The 19,205-nt window shown below is 62.9% G+C and carries 18 protein-coding genes; 15 read left to right on the top strand and 3 right to left on the bottom strand.

The annotated features are described in order from the left end of the window. The first annotated feature begins 31 nt into the window (after positions 1 to 31). The 12 genes from LOY45_RS10230 to LOY45_RS10175 all read left to right on the top strand — a co-directional run bounded on the left by LOY45_RS10230 (position 32) and on the right by LOY45_RS10175 (position 12,902). Entirely contained in the window at positions 32 to 1,099 is a 1,068-nt protein-coding gene (locus LOY45_RS10230) for an agmatine deiminase family protein (RefSeq protein ID WP_258579075.1), read from the top strand. Next, positions 1,096 to 2,001, top strand: a complete 906-nt coding sequence (gene aguB / locus LOY45_RS10225) for an N-carbamoylputrescine amidase (protein WP_134063212.1) — start codon at positions 1,096 to 1,098, stop codon at positions 1,999 to 2,001. The genes LOY45_RS10230 and aguB overlap by 4 nt, the downstream gene beginning before the upstream one ends. Then, positions 1,998 to 3,089, top strand: coding sequence for an extracellular solute-binding protein (locus LOY45_RS10220; RefSeq protein ID WP_258579074.1), 1,092 nt, complete (start codon positions 1,998 to 2,000; stop codon positions 3,087 to 3,089). The genes aguB and LOY45_RS10220 overlap by 4 nt, the downstream gene beginning before the upstream one ends. Positions 3,090 to 3,113: 24 nt before the next feature. Beyond that, positions 3,114 to 4,229: an agmatine deiminase family protein gene (locus tag LOY45_RS10215; RefSeq protein WP_115087492.1), complete on the top strand. Its 1,116-nt coding sequence runs from the start codon at positions 3,114 to 3,116 to the stop codon at positions 4,227 to 4,229. Between the two features lie 84 nt (positions 4,230 to 4,313). Next, positions 4,314 to 4,913, top strand: coding sequence for a TetR/AcrR family transcriptional regulator (locus LOY45_RS10210; protein ID WP_115087493.1), 600 nt, complete (start codon positions 4,314 to 4,316; stop codon positions 4,911 to 4,913). A 72-nt stretch (positions 4,914 to 4,985) separates the two neighbouring features. Next, the gene (locus tag LOY45_RS10205) at positions 4,986 to 6,143 is read left to right on the top strand and encodes an efflux RND transporter periplasmic adaptor subunit (protein WP_115087494.1); all 1,158 of its coding nucleotides are present in this window, start codon (positions 4,986 to 4,988) and stop codon (positions 6,141 to 6,143) included. Next, positions 6,140 to 9,268, top strand: a complete 3,129-nt coding sequence (locus LOY45_RS10200; protein WP_115087495.1) for an efflux RND transporter permease subunit — start codon at positions 6,140 to 6,142, stop codon at positions 9,266 to 9,268. Before LOY45_RS10205 ends, LOY45_RS10200 begins: the two co-directional genes overlap by 4 nt. Next, a complete protein-coding gene (locus LOY45_RS10195; protein WP_258579073.1) occupies positions 9,252 to 9,686 on the top strand; it encodes an N-acetyltransferase in 435 nt (144 codons plus the stop codon). Before LOY45_RS10200 ends, LOY45_RS10195 begins: the two co-directional genes overlap by 17 nt. Before the next feature lie 86 nt (positions 9,687 to 9,772). Beyond that, positions 9,773 to 10,594 (top strand): aspartyl/asparaginyl beta-hydroxylase domain-containing protein, encoded by an 822-nt coding sequence (locus tag LOY45_RS10190; RefSeq protein WP_258579072.1) that lies wholly within the window; start codon positions 9,773 to 9,775, stop codon positions 10,592 to 10,594. Between the two features lie 99 nt (positions 10,595 to 10,693). Next, complete coding sequence (locus tag LOY45_RS10185; protein WP_167458907.1) at positions 10,694 to 11,479, top strand: MipA/OmpV family protein; 786 nt, start codon at positions 10,694 to 10,696, stop codon at positions 11,477 to 11,479. Between the two features lie 126 nt (positions 11,480 to 11,605). Then, a complete protein-coding gene (gene yghU / locus LOY45_RS10180) occupies positions 11,606 to 12,445 on the top strand; it encodes a glutathione-dependent disulfide-bond oxidoreductase (RefSeq protein ID WP_115087498.1) in 840 nt (279 codons plus the stop codon). Between the two features lie 127 nt (positions 12,446 to 12,572). Continuing rightward, positions 12,573 to 12,902, top strand: coding sequence for a hypothetical protein (locus LOY45_RS10175; RefSeq protein WP_258579071.1), 330 nt, complete (start codon positions 12,573 to 12,575; stop codon positions 12,900 to 12,902). Between the two features lie 267 nt (positions 12,903 to 13,169). Here LOY45_RS10175 and LOY45_RS10170 read toward each other — a convergent pair whose 3' ends face one another. Next, positions 13,170 to 14,096 (bottom strand): alpha/beta hydrolase, encoded by a 927-nt coding sequence (locus tag LOY45_RS10170; protein WP_258579070.1) that lies wholly within the window; start codon positions 14,094 to 14,096, stop codon positions 13,170 to 13,172. Beyond that, positions 14,083 to 14,922, bottom strand: a complete 840-nt coding sequence (locus LOY45_RS10165) for an SDR family NAD(P)-dependent oxidoreductase (RefSeq protein ID WP_258579069.1) — start codon at positions 14,920 to 14,922, stop codon at positions 14,083 to 14,085. Before LOY45_RS10165 ends, LOY45_RS10170 begins: the two co-directional genes overlap by 14 nt. Before the next feature lie 144 nt (positions 14,923 to 15,066). Here LOY45_RS10165 and LOY45_RS10160 point away from each other — a divergent pair, with 144 nt between their 5' ends. From LOY45_RS10160 to nudE, 3 genes are all read left to right on the top strand, one after another. After that, positions 15,067 to 16,110, top strand: coding sequence for a 3-ketosteroid-9-alpha-monooxygenase, oxygenase component (locus tag LOY45_RS10160; RefSeq protein WP_115087502.1), 1,044 nt, complete (start codon positions 15,067 to 15,069; stop codon positions 16,108 to 16,110). Positions 16,111 to 16,241: 131 nt separating this feature from the next. After that, complete coding sequence (locus tag LOY45_RS10155; RefSeq protein ID WP_115087503.1) at positions 16,242 to 17,372, top strand: helix-turn-helix transcriptional regulator; 1,131 nt, start codon at positions 16,242 to 16,244, stop codon at positions 17,370 to 17,372. Between the two features lie 91 nt (positions 17,373 to 17,463). Continuing rightward, complete coding sequence (gene nudE, locus LOY45_RS10150) at positions 17,464 to 18,021, top strand: ADP compounds hydrolase NudE (protein WP_115087504.1); 558 nt, start codon at positions 17,464 to 17,466, stop codon at positions 18,019 to 18,021. A gap of 147 nt (positions 18,022 to 18,168) precedes the next feature. Here the strand turns inward: nudE and dmpG are convergent, their stop codons facing one another. After that, positions 18,169 to 19,203, bottom strand: coding sequence for a 4-hydroxy-2-oxovalerate aldolase (gene dmpG / locus LOY45_RS10145; protein ID WP_115087505.1), 1,035 nt, complete (start codon positions 19,201 to 19,203; stop codon positions 18,169 to 18,171). Positions 19,204 to 19,205: the final 2 nt, after the last annotated feature.

The raw sequence follows: 19,205 nt of genomic DNA, 5'->3' as shown, positions 1-19,205 counted from the left end.
GAAAACAATTACTTAACTGAAGGTTATTGCAATGCACAACGACAGCGCCAACAACAACGGCTGGTTCATGCCCGCCGAATGGGCCCGACACGCCGCCACCTGGATGGTCTGGCCGCACAACCAGGCCCTGTGGGAGTCGACCTGGGGCGTGACCCTGGCGGATGTGCAGGTCGATTTCGCCCGGGTCGCCAACGCCATCGCCCGCTTCGAGCCGGTGAAGATGGTGGTCGACCCCAGCGCAGTCGACCAGGCCCGGGCGCTGTGCGGGGCCAACATCGAGCTGATCGAAATCGCCGTCAACGACAGCTGGTGCCGCGACTCCGGTCCAAGCTTCATCTGCCACCCGCAACAGGGCCTGGCCGGGGTCAGCTGGCGCTTCAACGCCTGGGGTGCCAAGTCGGCCCATGACCTTGATGAAGGCCTGGCCCGCCGTGTGCTCAATGGCCTGGGCCTGCCCTGCTTTGGCAGCTTCCTGGCCAACGAAGGCGGCGCCATTCATGTCGACGGCGACGGCACGCTGATCACCACCGAATCGGTACTGCTCAACCCCAACCGCAACCCGGGCCTGGGCCTGGGCAAAAAGGATATCGAGGAAATCTTCGTGCGCCTGCTGGGGGTGAACAAAGTCATCTGGCTGCCGGGCGACCCGGATTACGTCACGGGCGACATGACCGATGGCCACGTCGACGGCGTCTGTGCTTTCGCCCGACCCGGCGTATTGCTGGTCGACGCGACCCACGACAAATCCTCCGTCTACGCCCAGGTGGCCAAAGAGAACCGCCGCGCCCTTGAACTGGCGACCGACGCCCGTGGCCGTGGCTTCGAGCTGATCGACCTGTACGAAGCCTCGGCTGCCGTCGATACCGACGCCGAAGTGTTCTGCGCCTCCTACACCAACTTCTACCTGTGCAACGACGCGGTGATCATGCCGGCCTACGGCATCGACGCCGACCAGCAGGCGGCTGCCACTCTGCAGCAGGCCTTCCCCGGCCGCACCGTGGTACCGGTGCAGATCAACCAGCTGGCCCACGGCGGTGGCGGCGTACATTGCATCACCCAGCAGCAACCGGCCTGGCCCCTGGCGGGAGGCAAGCAATGAGCGCGCTGACTGTCGCCAGCTTGCAGTTCGCCTGCAGCTGGAACCTTGAAGGCAACCTCGATAAAGCCGAGCAACTGGTGCGCGAGGCAGCCTCAGCCGGGGCCAAGCTGATCCTGCTACCGGAGCTGTTCGCCACGCCCTACTTCTGCATCGAGCAATGCCACGAGCATCTGGCGCTGGCCGAACCCTATGACAACAGCCCGCTGCTGCAACGCTTTGCCGCCCTGGCCGCAGAGCTGGGGGTGGTGCTGCCGCTGAGCTGGTTCGAACAGGCCGGCAACGCCTACTTCAATTCGCTGACCGTGGCCGATGCCGACGGGCGCTTGCTCGGTGTCTATCGCAAGACCCACATCCCCAACGCCATCGGCTACCAGGAGAAGGAATACTTCAGCCCCGGCGATACCGGCTTCAAGGTCTGGGACACCGCCGCCGGGCGCCTCGGCGTGGGCATCTGCTGGGACCAGTGGTTCCCCGAAACCGCTCGCTGCCTGGCCTTGCAGGGCGCGGAAATCCTGCTGTTCCCCACCGCCATCGGCTCCGAACCCGGCGCCGCAGCCCTGGATTCACGCGACCATTGGCAACTGACCCAGCGCGGCCACGCCGCCGCCAACATCCTCCCGGTGATCACCGCCAATCGCACCGGCGTTGAAGTGGCGCGCAGCGATGCCGACCTGCACATGCGCTTTTACGGCTCGTCGTTTATCACCGACCACAAGGGCCGCCTGCTGGCCGAAGCCGATCGCGACAACACCTGCATGCTGCTGGCCGAGCTGGACCTGGCGCAGATGCGCGAGGAGCGCCTGACCTGGGGCATCTACCGCGACCGTCGCCCGGAGATGTACGGCACGCTGTTGAGCCTGGATGGCCGTCACCCGCACACCACCTGGAGGCAAGGCGCATGAACAGCCTGAAAACCCTGATCGCCGTTTCCCTGGCCCTGAGCTGCAGCCTGGCCGGCGCCGAAGACAAAGTCCTGCGCCTGTACAACTGGGCGGATTACTTTGCCGAAGACACCCTCAAGGACTTCACCGCCCAGACCGGCATCAAGGTCATCTACGACGTCATGGACAGCAGCGAAACCCTGGAGGCCAAGCTGCTGTCAGGCAACAGCGGCTATGACCTGATCTTCCCCGGCGACACCGTGGCCGAGCGCCTGGCCCGCGCCGGGGCCCTGCAGAAGCTCGACCCGGGCACGCTCGAGCACCTGGCAGACATCGAGCCTGGCCTGCAGCGCCTGCACCAGCGTTACCCCAATTCACGCGAGAGCACCGTGCCCTACACCTGGGGCAGCATCGGCCTGACCTACAACCGCGCAGCCATCGAGCAACGCATCGCCAATGCCCCGGTCAACAGCCTCGACCTGTTGTTCAAGCCAGAGAACGCCGCGCTGCTGGCCGACTGCGGTATCTCGATGATCGACTCCCCCGACGAAGTGCTGGCGGTGGTGCTCCACTACCTGGGCAAGGACCCGCGCAGCGGCAAGGCCGACGATCTGCTCGCCGCCCGCCAGATGCTGGGGGCGATCAAGCCGTACATCCGCAAGTTCCAGTCGCAGCCGGTGACCCAGCTGGTCAATGGCGATACCTGCATTTCGCTCGGCTACAGCGGCGACATGATCCAGGCCCAGCGCACCGCCGATGCCGCCGGTAAAAAGGTCGAGTTCCGTTACCACATCCCGGTTGAAGGCACGACCATCTGGATGGACAGCATGGCCATTCCTGCCGACGCCGCCCACCCGGAATACGCCTACGCTTTTATCAACTTCGTCATGCAGCCGCAGCAGATGGCCGCCATCAGTTCGTTCACCGGCTACCCCACCTCCAGCGCCAAGGCGCGGCCGCTGGTCGAGCCGCAGATGCGTGACAACCCGGACATCTATGTCAGCGATGAAACCTACGCGCGGCTGGTCCCGGGCAAGGACATTTCCCAGAAAGACATGCGCGCGCGCATGCGCACCTGGACCACCCTCAAGACTTCCTCGGCCCATTGAGCCGCCACCACGAGAGCCATACCGATGACACCCCGTCGTACCTTTCTCAAACATTTGTCAGTCGCCGCCGGCATCGCCGGCCTCGGCCTCGGCCCGTTGCGCCTGGCCATGGCCGCTGACGAGCGCTGGTTCATGCCCGAAGAAGACCAGGCCCAGCGACGGATCTTCCTGGCCTTCGCCGCCGCCGAAAATGTCTGGGAAGACCAGGCGGACGCGGTCAACAGCTGTATCGCGCAACTGGCCCGTACCATCGCCCGGTACCAGCCGGTCACCGTACTCTGCCGTCCCGAAGACCTGGCTGAGGCACGCCAGCAATGCGGCACCGACAACATCGAGTTCCTGCCTGTGGCACTGGACGACATCTGGATCCGCGATTACGGCGGCTGCTTTGTCATCGACGACGACGGCAACAGCGCGCTGATGGACTTCAACTTCAACGGCTGGGGCAACAAGCAACGCCACCGCAACGATAGCCGGGTGGCGGCAACGCTCAGCGAAACCCTGGGCGTGCCCTACCTGCAAAGCGAGCTGACCGGCGAAGGCGGCGGCATCGAAGTGGATGGCCATGGCACGGCGATCATCACCGAAAGCTGCTGGGTCAACGCCAACCGCAACCCGGACTGGAGCCGCCGCGACGTCGAGGCCGAGCTTAAAGCCAACCTTGGCCTGCGCAAGATCATCTGGCTGCCGGGTATCAAGGGCCAGGACATCACCGATGCCCATGTCGACTTCTATGCGCGCTTCGTCAAACCGGGGGTGGTGATCGCCAACCTCGACAATGACCCTGACTCCTACGATTACCGAGTCACCCGCAAGCACCTGGAGATCCTCAAGCAGGCCACCGACGCCGACGGCCGCCCGTTGACCGTGCACCTGCTGCCGCCGCCAAGCAAACTGCGCAGCAACCGCTTCACCCGCGACAACCCGGAGTTTGCCGCCGGCTACATCAACTACCTGCCGATCAATGGCGCGGTGATCGCGCCGCAATTTGGCGACCCGCAGGCCGACCAGCACTGCAAACAATTGCTCAGCAAACTGTACCCGGGGCGAATCATCGAGCAGGTCAACATCGACCCGATTGCCGCCGGTGGCGGCGGGATTCATTGCATCAGCAAGAACATGCCCGATACCCGGCAGTAATCCAACCCGCCGCCTTGCTCGCTTGACGGCGGGCAGCGGCAGGCCAATAATAGATCGATCAGTCAGTCTATTAATGAGCCAGGTATGAGAACCGTAGACCCGGAAAAAGTCGCCGCCAAACGCAAGCAGATCCTCGATGCGGCCATCGAATGCTTCGCCCGCAATGGCTTTCACTCCACCTCGACGGCGCAAATCTGCGCCGCTGCGGGCATGAGCCCGGGCAACCTGTTCCACTACTTCCCCAGCAAGAACGCGATCATCGAAGCCATTGCCCAGGACGACCAGCATGGCATGGCCGAGTTGATCGCCCACCACGCCAAGGCCAAGGACACCCTCGTTGCAATCGAGAACATCGCCATCGACATGATGGAGTTGTGCAGCGACCCCACCTACGCCCGGATCAGCCTCGAAGTCGCCGCCGAAGCCTTGCGCAACCCCGAGGTCGGAGCCCTGCTTGCCGCCAATGACGCCAAGGTCAAAGCCGATCTCCAGGCCTTGCTCAAGCGCGGCATCGAAGCCGGGCAGATTGACCCGACGCTGGATACACCGATAGCCGCGACCTGGCTGATCGCCCTGACCGAAGGCGGCATCGGCCGCGTCGTGCTCGAGCCAGGCTTCAAGGCCAAAGCCCATAAACCGATGCTGCGTACGATCATCCGCAGGTTCCTGCAGTTGCAGCCATAAGCAGCCCGATATCGGCCTGTTGTACTCGTTGTTACCTCCCCTTGTTGATATGCCCACTCGAGATTGATCGCGATGGCTTTTGTGCTGCGAGACAAACCCCGCCTGTTGATCCCCGGCCTGTTGCTACTGCTCGTGGCTGGCTGGGTGCTGGTGATGCCTGCCAGCGAGCAACCGGATATCTCCCCCCCGCAAGTGCCCTTGCTCAAGGTCAGCAGCGTGCTGGCCGAACCCGGCACCGTGAGCCAGACCCTCCACGTCACCGGCAGCCTGGTGGCCCGCGACGAGGTGTCCATTGGTACCGCGCTGCAAGACACGCGCATTGCCAGGGTACTGGTCGAAGAAGGCGACACAGTGGTGGCCGGGCAACTGCTGGCGCAGCTGGAAACCGATACCCTCGACGCCCAGGTACGCCAGGCCGAGGCCACCCTCAATCGCAATGCCGCCCTGATCAAGCAGCAGCAAGCGCTCGACACCGAGGCACAGGCCAGCCTGGCGCGAATCAATGAGTTGGGCAGCATCGGTGCGGTCAGCGCCCAGCAACTCGACCAGCAGCGCGCCCAGGCCCACTCCAGCGCCGCCGCGTTGGCTGCCGCCCAGGCCGAGCACCAACAGGCCATCGCGCAACTGACTGACGCCCGCACTCGCCGCGACAAGGCCATCATCCTGGCCCCGGTCAACGGCATCATCTCCGAACGCCACGCGCGGTTGGGTGCCATGGCCGGTAGTGAGCCGCTGTTCAAACTGATACGTGACGGGCAACTCGAGCTCGATGGCGAGCTGGCGCAAAGTGCGCTGCAGACCATCCGGGTCGGTACCGAGGTACAGGTGCAAGTTGCCGGCATGGCCGATAGCGTTGCCGGCACGGTGCGTTTGCTGGCGCCCAAGGTGGATGCCGGCACCCGGCTCGGGCGCGTGCGCATCAGCCTCGCGGCAACGGCCGATGTGCGCGCTGGCAGTTTCGCCAGCAGCAGGATCGAAACCGGCACTACCGCGGCCGCGGTGGTCATTCCGCTACGGGCGGTGACCTTTGCCGACGATGGCGGCGCCACCGTCATGGTCCTGGACATCAAGGGCCAGGCGAGCGTGCGTAGCGTGGTCCTCGGCCAGCGCAACAGCCTGCGGGTGCAGGTCAGCAGCGGCCTTGCCGCCGGTGAGCGGGTAGTGGCAAGCGCCTCGGCCTTCGTGCGCAACGGCGACGTGGTCAGCCTGGCACAGGAGCTGGAGCAATGAACCTGGCGGTGTCGTCCTGGGCCATTCGGCGGCCCATCCCTACCCTGGTATTGTTCCTGGTGCTGGCCGTGGCGGGCTGGATTTCCTTTGCCGACCTGCCGATCAACGCCAACCCGCGGGTCGACTTTCCGGTGATCACCGTCGCCGTAGTCCAGGTCGGTGCCGCGCCGAGCGAACTCGAACATGCGGTCACCCAGCGGGTCGAGCGCGCGGTGTCCGGCCTGGCCGGTATCCGTCACATCACCTCGACGATCGCCGATGCCATCTCGGTCACCACCGTGGAGTTCCAGCTCGGTGTCGACCCCGACCGGGCCGCCAACGACATCCGCGACGCCATCGGGCAAATTCGCGCGGACTTGCCGCAGACTATCGAAGAGCCGCTGGTCACGCGCATTGATGTCGAGGGCGGAGCGATCCTCAACTACGCCGTCAAATCCAGCGCCCGCAATGCCGTGGACCTGTCCTGGTTTGTCGATGATGTACTCGGCCGGGAACTGCTTGGCGTGCCCGGGGTGCAAAAAGTGCAGCGCCTGGGCGGCCTCGAGCGTGAGGTCAAGGTCGAACTCAAGCCCGATCGCCTTGAGGCGCTGGGCATCTCGGCCGACCAGGTCAACACCCAGCTGCTGCACAGCAACAGCAACGTGCCTGGCGGGCGGGCGATTCTCGCCGACAGCGAGCAATCCATACGCACACTGGGCAGCGCCCTGACCGTGCAAGCCCTGGGCGACACCCCAATCGCCCTGCCGGACGGACGCTGGGCGCGGTTGAACGAGCTGGCAAGCGTGGTCGATGGCGCCGGTGAAATGCGCTCGCTGGCGCGCCTGAACGGTGAGCAGGTGGTCGGTTTTGCCGTGTTTCGCGCCAAGGGCTCCAGCGATACCCGGGTGGCCGCAGGGGTAGAGGCTGCGCTCCAGCGCCTGCAGCAACATCACCCGGATATCGAAGTCCAGCAGGTCGCCTCGATGGTCGACTACACGCTGGCCAGCTACAACGCCGCGATCATGACCCTGATCGAAGGCGCGCTGCTGACGGTGCTGGTGGTGTTCCTGTTCCTGCGCAACTGGCGCGCGACCCTGGTGGCGGCCATCGCCCTGCCCTTGTCGATCCTGCCGACCTTCGCCGCCATGGCCTGGTTCGGCTACAGCCTCAACAGCATCACCTTGCTGGCCCTGACCCTGGTAATCGGCATCCTGGTCGACGATGCAATTGTCGAAATCGAGAACATCGAGCGTCACCTGGATCAAGGCAAGCGCCCCTACCAGGCGGCCATTGATGCCTCCGATGCTATCGGCTTTGCCGTGGTGGCAATTACCGCGACCATCGTTGCGGTATTCCTGCCGGTCAGTTTTATCGGCGGCTTTGTCGGCCAGTATTTCACCCCCTTCGGCATCACCGTGTCGGCAGCGGTGTTGAGCTCACTGCTGGTGGCACGGCTGGTGACGCCGCTGATGGCCGCCTACTTGCTCAAGCCCAAATCGACTGAACATCAGCAGCAGGCAACGCAAGCGCCCACTGGTTTGCTCGCTCGCTATCTGCGCCTGCTTGAGTGGGCACTGGCGCATCGACGCAAGAGCCTGGTGATCGCGGCGGTTTTCCTGCTGGCCTCCTTTGCCCTGGTACCGTTGCTGCCTTCGGGTTTCATGCCGGTCAGCGATACCAGCCTGAGCCGCATCGATGTCTCCCTGCCACCCGGCACGCCCCTGGCGCAGACCGACCGGACCCTGCAACAGATGGCCGCGAAACTGCGCCAGCAGCCACAAGTGATGTTCGTTTTCAGCACCGCCGGCGGCGAAGATGCCTCCGGCGCCACCGATGTCGCCAGCGGCCAATTGCTGGTGCGCCTGGTGCCACCCGAGCAGCGCGAGGTGAGCCAGAAGGCATTCGAACACGCACTACGACCGGTCCTCGGTGAGTTCGCCGATGTGCGCTTTGCCTTTCGCAGCGACAGTGCGGCGCGAGACATCTCGGTGATTCTCGTCGGTGCCGACGCCCAGCAACTGTCCCAGGCCGCTTACGCGCTGCAAAGCGATATGCGCATGATCAAGGGACTGGCCAATGTCCAGGTCAACGAACCCTTGCCGCGCCCGGAGCTGTTGATCCGCCCGCGCCTGGATGAGGCCGCGCGCTCTGGCGTCAGTGCCCAGGCCATCGGCACCGTGGCGCGAATTGCCACCTTGGGCGATATCAATGCCAATTCAGCGCGCTTCAACTTCCACGACCGGCAAGTACCGATTCGCGTGCAACTTGCCGAGGCGCAGCAAGGCGACCTCGACACGCTGCGCAACCTGCGGGTGGCCAGCGACAATGGCGGCACGCTGGCGCTGTACAGTGTCGCCGACATCGACTACGGCAGTGGCCCGACAAGGATCGAACGCTTCGACCGGCTGCGGCGAATCTCGGTGGACGCCGATCTGGCCGGGGTGACCATCGGCTCGGCCCTGGAAGCGATCCAGGCCACACCCGCCTTGCAGCACCTGCCCCTTGGCGTGCGCGAGGTGGAGTATGGCGACGCCGAGTACATGAATGAAATGTTCGAGAGGTTCGCCACGGCCATGACCTTCGGCATCCTCATGGTATTTGCCGTGCTGGTCCTGCTGTTTCGCGACTTCCTGCAGCCAGTGACCATCCTCGTCTCCCTGCCCCTGGCAGTCGGCGGTGCCATCGGCGGCCTGCTGTTGTATGGCGCCGCCATCGACCTGCCGGTGGTTATCGGTTTGCTGATGCTGATGGGCATCGTCACCAAGAACTCGATTCTGATGGTCGAATTCATCATCGAAAAACGCCGCGCCGGCATGCCCCGGCACCTGGCACTGATACAGTCAGGTGCCGAACGTGCCAGGCCAATCGTAATGACCACCATCGCCATGGTCGCCGGTATGATTCCAGCGGTCCTCAGCAGCGGCGCCGATGCGGGCTTTCGCGGGCCCATGGCGATTGCCGTTATCGGCGGACTGGTGACGTCGACCTTGCTCAGCCTGGTCTTCGTACCGGTGGTCTTCAGCTATATGGACGACCTGAACAACTGGCTGGCCCCGCGCCTGGCAAAACTCACTTCCGTGACCGCGCAAGACCGGGCTGCAGCGCAACAGCAACTAACAGAGGCACGCAATGATCAGACAATTTGAAGCAAACGACATGGATGCGGTTCTGGATATCTGGTTAACGGCCTCGATCCAGGCGCATGACTTTGTCGACCCGGCCGTTTGGCAAGACCAGGTCGACAACATGCGCACGCTCTACTTACCCGCCTCGCAGGTTTATGTATTCGAAGCAGCAGGCAAAACGACTGGCTTTTATGCAGTACATGATAATAACCTGGCGGCGATCTTTGTCCGCCCGGCGTGCCAAGGTCAAGGTATTGGCAAAGCATTGATTACCCATGCCAAGCAGCACTGCACAGAATTGACGCTGTCGGTGTATAAAGAAAACAGCGCCAGCGTGCAGTTTTACCTGGCACAGGGTTTTACCATCATCAACGAATCCGTGGATGAACACACCGGCCACCCGGAGTACTTAATGAGCACCCGCAAACAGCAGATGTAAACTCTATTACATTTGCCTGAAAGAACGTTACAGCAACTCCCGATACGCTGCAATCCGGGACAGCTGACTTCTTTCAGGCGGTACGCATGAGCAAAAAACTTCGCAAACAGATCGTCCACTTGGCGAGCTTCGCTGTAGTGGCTTTTCTAATTTACTCGAACACCCTGCTGACGCTAGGGTTAATACTGATGTTTGTCGCCTGCGGTGTTTATGACCTCGGCCGTAACGGTGCGGTCGACAAACACATCGTCAAAAAATATTTTCTCGGTGGCGGGCGCAATACCTGGGTGCTGTCACCCTTCAACACCCTGATCGACCTGCTGTGCAAACCCAACAAGCACATCTATCAGTTGCATGACCTGCCTGACGCCTGCAATCGCGAGGTCCGGCAGGTGATCGAGATTTCGCTGCGGCACAAGTTCGAGATCATCCGACACCTGGAATCGCGGATGCACAACAACAAGCGCGGGATGTTGTTCTTCCAGTGGTACGGGCGCTCGTCCAGCACGCAACTGAATATTCCTGCGCTTCAGCAACCGTTCGCTTATGTAAAGACGGTGGGCGTGTCGGTGTTCAATGAAAACCAGTCAACCTCTTTTCATTTTGGGCCGTTGCGTTTGATGCTGCGGGTGCTTTACAACATCAGTCCACCGTTGCACAACGAAGGTGTATACATCCAGGTAAAACAGGAAAAGCACTACTGGCACGACCAGCCGTTGTTTATTTTCGATGACACCCTGCTACATGCCTCGTACAACAACAGCAGTGGCAAACGTTATTGCCTGTTTATCGACATCGTCCGCCCGTCCGCTGTTCACCGCCTACTGAGCGGCCTGGTGCTGCTGTTCTCGAAGTTGGTCTTCGGGCTTCGCCGGATGTTCTACAAAAACTGGAAGCCCATTGAATAATCATGGCACTAACAGAGTTTTACATTCTGCACACTGATGATAACAACCAAGTCCCGTACCCTAAACAAACTTTAGCCCACGAGAACAACGTAAACCACCATGAAGATAACAAGGATTTACACTGCATTGACCGGCCTCTGCCTGGTGACCGCCTCGGCGGACTTATTGGCTGACGATTGGCTATTTACCCTGCAAGGCGGCGCGGCCAATGCACCCCGTTACAGCGGCAGCAGTGAGCGCTCGACAGTACCGATGCTCGGCTTCGAGATCGAAAGCCCTTATGGATTCTTCCTACAGGACAAAGGCCTAGGCTGGAAACAGGAATGGGATGACGCCAGTTTCAGCACCTACATCGGCACCAGCGACGAGCGAAAAGACCGCAAAAAAGGCTACCGCGGCTCCGATCGCCTGCGTGGCATGGGATCGATCAAATCCCGCGCCTTGGTGGGCATGGAAGGGTCCTACACCTGGGGGCCGGTCACCTTCGGTGCGACGTTCGAACATGCGCTGAAAAAAGACAGCAACAAAGACACCGGCTCCGCCTACCAGACCCTGGAGCTGAGTGTCGGCACATCGTTGTACGAAGGTGATTTCGGTAGCCTGACCGGCAACATCAATGCGCTGTTTGGTGACGCCGACTACGTCCGCACCTGGTACGGCGTCAGCGAGCAGCAAGCCGCCAACAGCCGCTTTGCCGCACACAAGACCCACGGCGGCCTGGTAAGTCAGGGCGTCAACCTGACCTGGAGTCTGCCACTGGGCGAAAACACCCGCCTGCATACCCTGCTGGATGTGCAGAACCTCTCCGGGCATGTGAGTGACAGTCCGATCGTCGACCGCCGGGTGCAAACCTCCATCGCCAGCGTGCTCGAGTACAGCTTCTAGAACGCCCGCCCTTTAGCCCCGGAGCCTGTGCCGCAGGCTCCCCGGGAAGCACCAGCAGCCCTGTTTGACAACCGCGCGCGCCAGACCGGAACATGAGCCCCTCGAGCACACCAGGAGGTTCATCGCATGAGCAAGGCACCCTATGTCCCGCCTCGGGTCTGGCAGCACGACGCGCCGTCTGGCGGCGAGTTCGCCAACATCAACCGTCCGCTGGCCGGCCCGACCCACGACAAGGCCCTGCCCGTGGGCAAGCAGCCGCTGCAACTGTATTCCCTGGCCACGCCCAATGGCGTGAAGGTCACCATCCTCCTCGAAGAGCTGCTGGCGCTCGGGCATACCGGCGCCGAGTACGACGCTTGGCTGATTCGCATCAGCGAAGGCGAGCAGTTCTCCAGCGGCTTCGTCGAGGTCAACCCCAACTCGAAGATCCCTGCCCTGCTCGACTACAGCGTGCAGCCGCCGCTGCGGGTGTTCGAGTCCGGTTCGATCCTGCTCTACCTTGCCGAAAAATTCGCTGAGTTCCTGCCGACCGACCCGGCCGGTCGTACCGAGACCATGAACTGGCTGTTCTGGCAGATGGGTTCGGCGCCCTACCTGGGCGGCGGCTTCGGTCACTTCTACGCCTACGCGCCGGAGAAATTCGAGTACCCGATCAACCGCTTCACCATGGAAACCAAGCGTCAGCTGGATGTGCTCGACCGCCGCCTGGCGGAAAGCAAGTACCTGGCCGGTGATAGCTACACCATCGCCGATATTGCCGTCTGGTCCTGGTATGGCCAGCTGGCGTTGGGCAGGTTGTACTCGGCGGGCGAGTTCCTCGGCGTGCAGGACTACACCCACGTGCAACGCTGGGCACAAGCGATTGCCGAACGCCCGGCGGTGCTCCGCGGCCTGCGGGTGAACCGCACCTGGGGCGATGAGGCGAGTCAGGTGGCAGAGCGGCATTCGGCGCAGGATCTGGATTGAGGCAACAGCATTCGACGTCAAACTCGGGTACTGTGTGGCAAATACTGGCAGGGATAGCCATTGTGCTCCACGGTCAGGTCAAGCAAGCGCCGCTCACCACACGAATCAAGAGTTAATCAAATCCAGGATGGAGCACTACAAATCACTGTTGCAGGCGCTGTTCTTCTTCGCGCTGACCTTTGGCCTTGGCTATCTGTCGATACACCGCATGCGCAAGCTGCGCGAGGCCGTCGACAGCGAGTTCGAAACGGCGCTGCGACGGCTCCGGATTGATCACCACGAAGTGCTGCTCGACCGTACCCAGCGCCGCTATCACCCGGAGGCGATCCAGGTGCACCGGATACTGCGCGATGACCAAGGCCAGCACTACCTGTATGTGCACATCAGCGATTCGCCCGGAGTCATGCAGCCACTGAGCCACGAGAGAGCGCTGCTGGCGTTGGGCAAGAAAGCCTAGGGCATCAACCTGGCAACACTCGGCACCGGGATGTAACAAGGCTGGAAGCCGGGTTGGCAGTAGTAAGCCATGGTCACTGGCGCCGGTAACGGGCGGTTCAGAAGAGCGGTATAGGCTGCGCCAAAGGCGCAGACAGTCAAGGCAAGGCAAATTGTTTTTGTTGTTTTCATGGCCATTCCACCACAGACGAGGAAAAGACGTTGTGCGCCCCAGACTAAAAACTGCTGCGACAACCTGCTTCGTCCAAACGGACTAGAAAACCGCCGCTCAGACCAGCGCCCGGCGCAGGTCTGCCGCGGCGCCGGCCAGGGTCGTGCCAGCGCGTTCGACAAACGCCGTCATGCTGATGAAACCATGCACCATGCCCGCGCAGCGCTCGACCCGAGTCGCCACACCCGCCCGCTGCAAGCGCTCGGCAAAGGCTTCGCCTTCGTCGCGTAGCGGATCGTACTCGGCAGTGATCAGCGTGGTGGCTGGCATCCCGCTCAGCGATTCGGCGAGCAGCGGTGAGGCCAATGGATCCTCAACCTGCTCAGGGCGTTGCAGGTAGCTGCGCCAGAACCAGGCCATCATCGCCCGCGACAACAGATAACCTTCGCCATACGCCTGGTATGAAGCGCTGTCGCAACGGCCATCGGTGACCGGGTAGAACAGGCACTGATAGCGGATCCGCGGGCCCTGGTGCTGTGCGGCCAGGCGGCTGACGGCGATCGCCAGGTTGGCCCCGGCGCTGTCGCCGGCCAGTGCCAGGCGGCTGCCATCGACCCGCAGGCTGCCGGCCTGCTCGACCAGCCAGCAGGTGGCGGCATAGCAATCGAGCGGCGCCGCCGGGAAGCGCGCCTCCGGTGCCAGCCGGTAGGCAACCGAGACCACCACCGCGCCGGTTGCACTGGCCAGCGCCCGGCACAGGTGGTCATGGGTTTCGAGTGTGCCGATGACAAAGCCGCCACCATGGAAGAACACCAGCAGCGGCAGGTTGTCCTGATCCAGCGGCCGATACAGCCGGGCATCCAGCTCACCGGCAGCGCCGGCCACCCGCAGGTCGCGCACTTCAGCCATGACCGGGCCCAGGATCGGCGGCAACAGGTGGTCGGCATACTGGCGGTACTGCGCGGCATCGAGCTGGCCGTAGTCGGGCTCACCCCGGGCGCTGAACGGCTCAAGCACAGCGACGATCTGCTTATCGAGCGGCATGGGCATCTCCTTGCACATCGATCATCTGGAACTGCGGGTTGGTTTCTTCAAGGATGCTGCGCAGGCGCAGCTCCAGGGCGGGTTTGAAGTCTTTATGGGGGAAGATCCAGAAGCGCTGCTCGGCCAGGGCCGCAAACACCTGGGCGGCCAAGGCGCGGGGCGTCATGCCCTGGCGGATGCTGTCGTCAAGTACGGCGCTGAACGCTGCGCCGGCCTGATCGCGGGCCTGGTTCGAGGCCATGATGTCACTGGCCACCGGCCCCGGGCAGAGCACCGACACCGAGACCTGGGCGCCGAGCATGCTCAACTCGAACTGCAGGGTCTCGGACAACGCCACCACCGCCTGCTTGGTGACGTTGTACGGCGCCATCAACGGGCTGCTGAGCAGCCCGGCGAGCGACGCGGTATTGATCACCTGTGCCGGGTGGCCTTGCTTGAGCAACAGCGGGACAAAACTGCGGATGCCATTGATCGTCCCCTGCAGGTTGATGGCGAGCATGCGCTGCCATTGCTCGTGGCTGATTTCCCAGCTGTAGCCGGTCTGCATCACCCCGGCATTGTTGAACAGCAGGTCGACCCGCTGAAAATGCGCCAGGGCGACATCGCGCAGGCGCTCGACCTGGGTCACATCGCTGACATCGGTCACCTGGGCGATCGCCTGCGCCCCCTGCCCTTGCAGCTGCGCGCAGAGCGTCTGCAAGCCCGGACCATCGACATCGGCCAGCACCAACTGCATGCCCAGCCCTGCCGCATGCTCGGCCAGGCCCCGGCCAATACCGCTGGCTGCGCCGGTAATCACCGCCACCCGCCCCTGCTCGTTGCTCATTTTGCTCTCCCGCTGCTGGCTTGATTGCACCAGTAGAGCCGTCAGCCAGCGGGCGGCCATCGTCCGTTCAGACGATGCCCGCCAGTACAGGGGCGGCAGAATCACTCGCACAGCACACCCCGTGATACACCGGAGAACAATAAGATGAGCACCCTGCACCGCATTGAAGCCAAGCTGCTGGAAGACCGCTACGCCCGTGGTTGGCACTGCCTGGGCCTGGCCGCGCAATACCGTGATGGCAAGGCCCACCGCCTGGACGTGTTTGGCACCCGCCTGGTGGCGTTCCAGGGTGAAGACGGCCAACTGAACATTCTCGACGGCTTCTGCCCGCACATGGGCGCTGATCTGAGCACCGGCTGCATCGAAGGCAACTCGATCCGCTGCCCGTTCCACAGCTGGCGCTGGGGCGCCGATGGCGTCTGCGACGACATTCCCTACGCCAAGCGCATTCCGCCACGGGCCAAGGTCAAGCGCTGGCCGATCATGGAGGAAAACCAGCTGCTGTTCGTCTGGAACGACCCGCAAGGCAACCCGCCGATCGCCGAGCAGGCGATCCCGCGCATCGATGCCTGTTTCAGTGACGAGTGGGCCAGCTGGGAAGTGGCCGAATTGCAGATCGACACCAACTGCCGCGAGCTGATCGACAACGTCGCCGACATGGCGCACTTCGGCACGGTCCATGGCGCGCCGGTGGCCGAGTTCAGCAACGTCTTCGAAGGCCACCTGGCCACCCAGATCATGCGCGCCCGCAGCGAGCGCCTGTCTGGCGACAGCGAGCTGAGCACCGTGGCCACCTACTTCGGCCCGGCCTACCAGATCACCGAAATGACCGGGGCGATGAACGGCCAGCCGATCCACTCGATCCTGCTCAACTGCCATGTGCCGATCGACCTCAACAGCTTCACCCTGCGCTATGGCGTGCTGGTGAAAAAGATCCCCGGGCTGAGCGAGGAACAGAACCAGGCCATGGCCAAGGCCTATGTGCAACAGGCCCAGGCCGCCTTCTACGAAGACGTGGCGATCTGGCACAGCAAGACCCGGGTCGACAACCCGCTGCTGTGCGACGGCGATGGCCCGGTCTACCAGTTGCGGCGCTGGTACGAACAGTTCTATACCGACGTCGCCCTGCTGCCTGCCGAGACCCGTGACAACAAGCGTTTCGTGGTACTTGACGGCGAGCGTGCCTGAGCCTTGCCGACAGCTTCGGACAGGCGTGCGTTACGCCTGTCCGGATGCGTGTACGGAGCGTTGCGTGCACGCGTCGACGACGATTATTCTCTGCCATCGCCAACGCTAATAATAAAAAATGGTAGTTCCCTATGCAGCCGTGCCTCACCCTAGAGTCGTTCAGCGACTTGCTCGGTCACCTCTACCAAGGGCCAATGGAGAACATTCCCTGGGTCACCTTCCTCAACCAGCTCAACCTGCAGCTGCACAGCAAATACGTCACCTTCATCCTGCGCCCGCCCAGCGCCCACGTCGACGGCCTGATGGTCAACACCACCGGCAGTTCGAGCGAAACCACCGCCTCCTATAACAAGCATTTCTTTGCCCTCGACCCATTCGTCGACCTGCCCAACCGTGAAGTGGTGACCCTCGCCAGCTACGTTTCCAACGACGAGCTGCTGCAATCGGAGTTCTACAAGAATTTTCTCGAGCCGGTGGACGTGTTCCATATCCTCGGTGCCGACATCAACACCTGTGATGGCGCCCAGTGCCGCATCCGCATCAGCCGCGGGCGTAACGACCAGCCCTTCGGCGATGAAGAAAAAACCCTGCTGGCGCGTTTCATCCCGCACCTGGAACGCTCGATCAAGCTGCACATGCAGCTCAACCGCATCGAAACCGAACGCAACCTCTACGCCGGCGCCGTCGACCAGATGGCGGTGGGCACCATCATCCTCGACGAAACCGGCAAGGTGCTGCAGACCAACCAGGTTGCCGAGCGGCTGATCCAGGAAAAGGACGGCATCAAGCTGGTCAACGACGGCCTGCAGGTCGGTACCGCGCGCGACACCCAGGAGTTCCGCCGCCTGGTCAAGCAATCACTGCTGTCGCAAAAAAGCAGCAACCCCTCGGTGGTCGAGGCCATGCGCGTGCAACGCCCGTCCGGGCGCGCCGACCTTGGCATCATCGTGCGCTCGGTACCGCTGTCGACCTGGAGCGAAGGCAAGCAATGCCCGACCGTGGTGATCTTCATCAGCGACCCGGAGCAGCAATCGTCAGCGCCGCAGGAGATCGTCCGTGCGCTGTTCGATTTCACCCCGGCCGAAACCCAGCTGGCCATGCTGTTGGCCAACGGCCTGACCCTGGATGAAGCCTCGGAAGAACTGGGTATCAGCCGCAACACCTCGCGTGCCCACCTGCGTTCGACCTTTTCCAAGACCGGCGTGACCCGCCAGACCATGCTGGTGCGCTTGATTTTGCGCAGCGTGGCGACCCTCGGCTGAAGCGGCGCCCTCGTCCGCTTGGACGATGGCGGGCCGCCAAGTACAGCGCACAGTGCAGGCATCCACCCTCCGTCACCGCGTGGGCCTGCATATGCGTAATTGTCCGACCATCCTCAAGACCGAACTGCTGGCTGAAAGCAGCCATTTCCAGATCGAAGCCCTGCACCTGCAATTCAGCAATGGCCAGCGGCGCATCTACGAACGTTTGCGCGGTACCGGCTACCGCTCGGTGATGCTGGTGGCGATGCCCGATCCCGAGCATGTGCTGATGGTGCGCGAGTACGCCGTGGGTGTAGAGGGCACCATCCTCGGGCTGCCCAAGGGCGGTGCCGAAGCGGATGAAAGCTACCTGCAGGCGGCGCAGCGCGAGCTGTGCGAAGAAGTCGGCCTGCGCGCGGCACGGCTGACCGAACTGGGCGAACTGACCCTGGCACCGGGGCATTTGTGTCATCGTTATCGCGTGGTACTGGCCCAGGACCTGAGCCCTTGTGCCCTGGACGGAGATGAGCCCGAGCCGCTGGAATGCATCAAGGTACCGCTGGCGCAGATCCCGGAACGGGTGGCCAGTGGGGAGTTGCATGAGGCCCGGGCGATTGCTGCGTTGTTCATGGCCATGGGGGCCTGTGGGAGCGGGCTTGACCCGCGATGAGGCCGGGGCAGCCTGCGCAGCAAGGAGTTGTCTGAACTACGAGCGCTATGCGCTCGATCGCTGGCAAGGCCAGCTCCCACAGGTTCAGCGCTGTACTCAGATCCATTGTGGGAGCCGGCCTTGCCGGCGATGAAGCCAGCGCGCCTCTCAGGTCGGCATCACCCCACGCGCCCGCGACAGGGTCAGGGCCAGGTCTTCGATCATGTCTTCCTGACCGCCCACCGTGCCCCGCCGCCCTAGCTCTACCAGCAAGTCCCGCGCGGCAATGCCGTACTTGAGCTCGGCACGCTTGGCAAACAACAGGAACGAACTGTAGACCCCGGCATAACCCAGGGTCAGGGCATCACGGTCGAGACGAATGGGTTGGTCCATCATCGGCACCACCAGGTCCTCGGCCACGTCCATGATTCGGTACAGGTCAACGCCGCTGCTCACGCCCATACGCTCCAGCACGGCGACGAACACTTCCAGCGGCGTGTTGCCCGCCCCCGCTCCCAGCCCGGCAACCGAGCCGTCGATGCGCACGGCGCCGGCCTCGATAGCCGCCAGCGAGTTGGCAATCGCCATGCCCAGGTTGTGGTGGCCATGAAAACCGACTTCGGTGCTGGCATTCAAACCGGCACGCAACAGGCCAATCTTCTCGCTGACTTCAGCCGGCAGCATGTAGCCCGCGGAGTCGGTGCAGTAGATGCAGTTGGCGCCGTAGCTTTCCATCAGCCGCGCCTGTTCCAGCAGTTTTTCCGCGCTGACCATGTGCGCCATCATCAGGAAACCGACGGTGTCCAGGCCCATCTTCGCCGCCATGCCGATGTGCTGGCCGGAAACATCCGCCTCGGTGCAGTGGGTCGCCACACGAATGGTCGAGACGCCATGTTCATGGGCCATTTTCAGGTGATCAAGGGTGCCGATTCCCGGTAGCAGCAAGGCCGACACCTTGGCCTGTTTGAGCCTGGGGATCACCGCCGCGAAGTATTCCTCATCGCTGTGGGCAGGAAATCCGTAGTTCAGCGAAGCCCCACCCAGGCCATCGCCATGGGTGATTTCAATCAGCGGCACACCGGCCGCATCCAGGCCGCTGGCCACCGCGATCATCTGCTCCAGGCTGATCTGGTGACGTTTGGCGTGCATCCCGTCGCGCAGGCTCATGTCGTGCAGACGGACGCTTTTACCTTGCAGATTCATGG

It is taken from the genome of Pseudomonas wadenswilerensis (assembly GCF_024749185.1).
Classification (GTDB): Bacteria; Pseudomonadota; Gammaproteobacteria; order Pseudomonadales; family Pseudomonadaceae; genus Aquipseudomonas; species Aquipseudomonas wadenswilerensis.
The sequence above is the reverse complement of the archived record's forward strand: the minus strand, read 5'-3'. Positions and strand labels throughout refer to the sequence as shown.